7 protein-coding genes are annotated in these 5,173 nt (G+C 67.0%); all 7 read left to right on the top strand.

The window, feature by feature from the left end; genetic code table 11:
- A partial coding sequence (locus DQP58_RS25740; RefSeq protein ID WP_430916598.1) for a PPE family protein, SVP subgroup occupies window positions 1-105 on the top strand: 105 nt, incomplete at its 5' end.
- 475 nt (window positions 106-580) lie between these two features.
- Entirely contained in the window at window positions 581-880 is a 300-nt protein-coding gene (locus DQP58_RS25735; RefSeq protein WP_066861444.1) for a PE family protein, read from the top strand.
- 315 nt (window positions 881-1,195) lie between these two features.
- Window positions 1,196-1,492 carry a WXG100 family type VII secretion target gene (locus DQP58_RS25730; protein WP_007168951.1) on the top strand — a complete coding sequence of 99 codons (297 nt, stop codon included), beginning with the start codon at window positions 1,196-1,198 and terminating at the stop codon, window positions 1,490-1,492.
- Between the two features lie 51 nt (window positions 1,493-1,543).
- On the top strand, window positions 1,544-1,828 hold the full coding sequence (locus DQP58_RS25725; protein WP_007771417.1) for a WXG100 family type VII secretion target: 285 nt from the start codon (window positions 1,544-1,546) through the stop codon (window positions 1,826-1,828).
- Between the two features lie 103 nt (window positions 1,829-1,931).
- The gene (locus DQP58_RS25720; protein WP_066870696.1) at window positions 1,932-2,834 is read left to right on the top strand and encodes an ESX secretion-associated protein EspG; all 903 of its coding nucleotides are present in this window, start codon (window positions 1,932-1,934) and stop codon (window positions 2,832-2,834) included.
- A gap of 268 nt (window positions 2,835-3,102) precedes the next feature.
- Window positions 3,103-4,614, top strand: coding sequence for a type VII secretion integral membrane protein EccD (eccD, locus tag DQP58_RS25715; RefSeq protein ID WP_067184207.1), 1,512 nt, complete (start codon window positions 3,103-3,105; stop codon window positions 4,612-4,614).
- On the top strand, window positions 4,592-5,173 hold a 582-nt coding region (locus DQP58_RS25710; protein ID WP_240630144.1), incomplete at its 3' end, for a S8 family serine peptidase. The genes eccD and DQP58_RS25710, both read left to right, overlap by 23 nt.

Raw genomic sequence — 5,173 nt, 5'->3', positions numbered from 1 at the left:
GGTGGCATGCCGCTGGCCGGTGCCGGTGCCGGCGGGCACGGGGTCGCGGGTCCCAAGTACGGATTCCGGCCCACCGTCATGGCCCGGCCACCGTTTGCCGGCTGAGCACGTGTCCGCGGGTGTCGACGCCGCCGATTGCCACGCAGCAGTCAGTGCCCGCAGCATGATGCGCCTCGAGTTCTCCCGATCGCTACCCGGCCCGCCTTCGGCGGCTACGGCGACGATCACACGGTTGAAATGGGCGAAAGGAGGTCCCAACGACGCGCTACCCGGAATGGTCATCGCGCCGATTCATGGCGACCGGTTATTCGGCAAACAGATTTTTATGCCGACCGGCCTGACCGCGGCACCCCGGGTGACGATTACCAGCAACTTTTTGGAGCGGTGGCTGGTACCGTTTGCTATGACCGCCCTTCGAGGGGCAGCGGTCGAGGTCAGGCGCTGTTACTGTGTCGTTACCAAAAGTGAATTCGCCGTACCGCTAAGTGAACAATTGCAAACACCGGGCTTCCACACCGATCTCGGGGGCCACCGTCATCTAGTCTCGCAGAGTCGGGGATAGAACTAGGAGGGAACAGATATGTCGTTCGTGACCACACAGCCGGAGGCTTTGGCCGCGGCGGCCGGGAATCTGCAGGCTATCGGGTCGACCTTGAGCGCCCAGAACGCAGCCGCTGCAGCCCCAACGACGGGGGTGGTACCCGCCGCTGCCGACGAGGTGTCGGCGTTGACCGCCGCCCAGTTCGCCGCGCACGCGCAGATGTACCAGGCGGTGAGCGCCCAGGCCGCAGCGATTCACGAGCAGTTCGTGAACACTCTGTCCACCAGCTCCGGTTCGTACGCTGCCACCGAGGCAGCCAACGCGGCCGCCGCCGGCTGATCGGACTGGCGGTTCGCCGACCTTGGGACAGATCGTCACCGACGTGGGTTCCAACGTGACCGCCCCGCAGGGAGCGATCCCGGGGCCGCAGGGTTGGGCCCGCAGAACGTCCTGCAGCGCACTACGCACTCCGTCAACTCAAACGCCGCGGTTCGGGTTTGACGTCCGTCTCACCGTGACAGCGCCCGGTGGCCGCCGGCTGACGGGAAGGGGGGGTCATTTCTATTCATTCGGCACGGCGGTTGCGTAACACGTAAACGATCCGGCCACCGTCTTCACCACATCACCCAGTAACTAGCAAGGAGAACAGCCGACATGGCAACACGTTTTATGACCGACCCGCACGAGATGCGGGCGATGGCGGGCCGCTTCGAGGTGCACGCCCAGACCGTTGAGGACGAGGCCCGCAAGATGTGGGCGTCGTCGATGAACATCGCCGGCTCGGGCTGGAGCGGTCAGGCCCAGGCCACCTCGTACGACACCATGGGCCAGGTCAACCAGGCCTTCCGCAACATCGTCAACATGCTCCACGGGGTGCGCGACGGGCTGATTCGCGACGCGAACAACTACGAGCAGCAAGAGCAGGCCTCGCAGCAGATCCTCAGCAGCTAGCGGCCGAATCCGCTGCTGCGTAACATCTCAAGACATTAGGAGATCACCGTTATGAGCATTAACTACCAGTTCGGCGATGTAGACGCCCACGGTGCCTTGATCCGCGCCCAGGCCGCGTCCTTGGAGGCCGAGCACCAGGCCATCGTTCGTGATGTGCTTGCTGCCGGCGACTTCTGGGGCGGTGCGGGTTCGGTGGCATGCCAGGAGTTCATCACCCAGTTGGGTCGCAACTTCCAGGTCATCTACGAGCAGGCCAACTCCCACGGACAGAAGGTCCAGTCCGCGGGCAGCAACATGGCCAGCACCGACAGCGCCGTTGGGTCCAGCTGGGCCTAACCGCAACTTCAGGCGCGGCAGCACACCACCCGTCGGTGTGCTGCCGCGTCCTGCGGTTACCGTGCAGTTTGGCTTGAAGTACTAGGGACCGATTGGGGAAGTGATGGACCAACAGAGCACCCGCACCGACATCACTGTCAACGTCGACGGTTTCTGGATGCTCCAGGCGCTGCTGGACATCCGGCACGTCGCGCCCGAGCTGCGGTGCCGGCCATACGTGTCTACCGACTCGAACGACTGGCTCAACGAGCATCCGGGAATGACGGTGATGCGCGAGCAGGGCATCGTCGAGAACGACCAGGTGAACGAGCACGTGGCCGCGCGGATGCGAGTACTCGCGGCGCCCGACCTCGAAGTGGTCGCCCTGCTGTCCCGAGGCAAGCTGGCCTACGGCGTCCTCGATGACGAGAACCAGCCCCCGGGCTCACGCGACATCCCCGACAACGAATTCCGGGTGGTGCTGGCCCGTCGCGGACAGCACTGGGTGTCGGCGGTCCGGGTGGGCGGTGAGATCACCGTCGACGACGTCGCCGTCGCGGATAGCGCCTCGATCGCGTCCCTGGTGATCGACGCCCTCGAGTCCATTCACCACGCCGAGCCCGCAGCGATCAACGCGGTCAACGTGCCGCTGGAGGAGATGCTGGAAGCGACCAAGTCGTGGCAGGAGTCCGGGTTCAACGTGTTCTCCGGGGGAGACCTGCGCCGGATGGGCATCAGCGCCGCTACCGTGGCCGCGCTGGGACAGGCGCTGTCCGACCCCGCCGCCGAGGTCGCGGTGTACGCCCGCCAGTACCAGGACGACGCCAAGGGCCCCAGCGCGTCGGTGCTGTCACTCAAAGACGGCTCCGGCGGACGGATCGCGCTGTATCAGCAGGCCCGCACCGCGGGTTCGGGGGAGGCGTGGCTGGCCATCTGTCCGGCGACCCCGCAGCTCGTGCAGGTCGGCGTCAAGACTGTGCTCGACACACTTCCCTACGGTGAGTGGAAAACGCACAGCCGGGTCTGACATTCCCGCGAAACACAGAGTTCACCAATGTCTTTGCACTCAACATGCGGTTGAGCTGCGAACACGGCATACTTCTCTCAACGACATCAGCAAACCTCAAACGGGTGTCAACGACAACTCTTAATCGCAAGGCGAGGCAGATGGAATTCCACTTAGTCGGAATGGACTTGGCGGGGGGCGCCAGCACCTCGACAGGTACACCGGCGCAGGCCCGCGCGCGACTGGCGGCACGGGCTCACACATTCATCACGATAGGGAGTGCAGGGCGATGACTGCGGTAGTTGAAGTACCACAGCCTGACGTAGAAGGAATCTCGCAGCCTCAGGCAGTCGTTGTCGGCGTGATGGCCGGCGCGGGTGTCCAGATCGGCGTCCTGCTCGACGCCAACGCCCCCGTCTCGGTGATGACGGAACCGTTGCTGAAGGTGGTCAACAGCCGGCTCCGCGAACTCGGCGAGACCCCGCTGGAGGCCTCCGGCCGGGGTCGCTGGGCGCTGTGCCTGGTGGACGGTTCGCCGCTGCGGGCCACCCAGTCGCTGAGCGAGCAGGACGTCTACGACGGCGACCGGTTGTGGATCCGGTTCATCCCGGACACCGAGCACCGCTCGCAGGTCATCGAGCACATCTCCACCGCCGTCGCGGCGGACCTCAGCAAGCGCTTCGCCGCCATCGACCCGGTCGTCGCGGTGCAGGTCGGGGCGACGATGGTGGCCGTCGGCGTGACGACCGCCGCCGGCCTGCTCGGCTGGTGGCGCTGGCACCACAACTCGTGGCTGCCGACCGTCTACGCGGGTGTGATCGGCGCGGTGGTGCTCGGCGTTTCGCTGATGCTGCTGATGCGGGCGACCACGCAGCAGGAACGGCGCGTCGGCGACACCATGCTGTTGAGCAGCCTCGCCCCCATCTCGATCGCGGCGGCGGCCGCGCCGCCCGGCGGCGTCGGATCCCCGCACGCGGTGCTGGGTTTCGGCGTCCTCACCATCGCCGCGATACTGGCGCTGCGCTTCACCGGGCGCCGGCTGGCGATCTACACGGCGATCGTCACGGTCAGCCTGATCGCGGCGGTGGCCGCGCTGGCGCGCATGGTCGCGATGACCAGCGCCGTGACGCTGTTCACCTGCGTCGTGCTGGTGTCCGTCATGATCTACCAGAGCGCGCCGGCCATCTCGCGGCGGCTGGCCGGCATCCGGTTGCCCGTCTTCCCGTCGGCCACCAGCCGGTGGGTGTTCGAGGCCCGGCCCGACCTGCCCACCACCGTGGTGCGCTCCGACGGCGGTCCTCCGGTTCTGGAGGGGCCCGCCTCGGTCCGCGACGTGCTGACCCAGGCCGAACGCGCCCGGTCCTTCCTGTCGGGTTTGCTGATCGGGCTCGGCGTGCTGATGATCGTCTCGCTGACCGCGCTGTCGGATCCGCACACCGGACAACGCTGGCTGCCCGTCCTGCTGGCCGGCTTCAGCGCGGGCTTCCTGATGCTGCGCGGCCGCTCGTACGTCGACCGCTGGCAGGCGATCACCCTGGCCGGAACGGCCGTGCTGATCGTCGGTGCGGTTGTGTTGCGCTACGCGCTGGTGCTGCAGTCGCCGCTTGCGGTGTCGATCAGCGCGGCGATCCTGGTGCTGCTGCCGGCCGCGGGACTGACATCGGCGGCCGTGGTGCCCAACACCGTCTACAGCCCGCTATTCCGCAAATTCGTGGAATGGATTGAATACCTCTGCCTGATGCCAATTTTCCCGCTGGCATTGTGGTTGATGAATGTCTATGCAGCTATCCGCTATCGCTAACCGCAAGATGTGGCGTGGTCGCGCGTGCGCCGCGACCCTCGCCGCCGCGCTGCTCGCCTCGGGCGCGTTGGCCGGTCTGCCTCCGGCGTACGCGATTTCGCCCCCGACGATCGACGCGGGGGCGGTGCCGCCGGACGGTCCGCCGGGACCCGGCGCGCCGATGAAGCAGAACTCGTACTGCACCGAGGTCGGTGTGCTGCCCGGGACCGACTTCCGGCTGCAACCCAAGTACATGGACATGCTGAACCTGCAGGAGGCGTGGCAGTTCGGTCGTGGTGCCGGCGTGAAGGTGGCCGTCATCGACACCGGCGTGACCCCGCACCCGCGGTTTCCGCACCTGATCGCCGGCGGCGACTACATCATGGCCGGCGACGGACTGTCCGACTGCGACGCGCACGGCACCATCGTGGCGTCGATGATCGGGGCGGCCTCGGCCAACGGTGCCGGGGTGCCGCCGGCGGCGCCCCGCAAGCCGGTCACCATCCCCACCACCGAGCCCCCGCCGAAAGCGCCACCGCCGCAGACCGTGACCCTGTCACCGCTGCCGCAGACCGTGACG

The sequence above is a fragment of the Mycobacterium colombiense genome (assembly GCF_003284975.1).
Taxonomy (GTDB): domain Bacteria; phylum Actinomycetota; class Actinomycetes; order Mycobacteriales; family Mycobacteriaceae; genus Mycobacterium; species Mycobacterium europaeum_A.
This window is presented reverse-complemented; position numbering and strand designations above follow the sequence as displayed.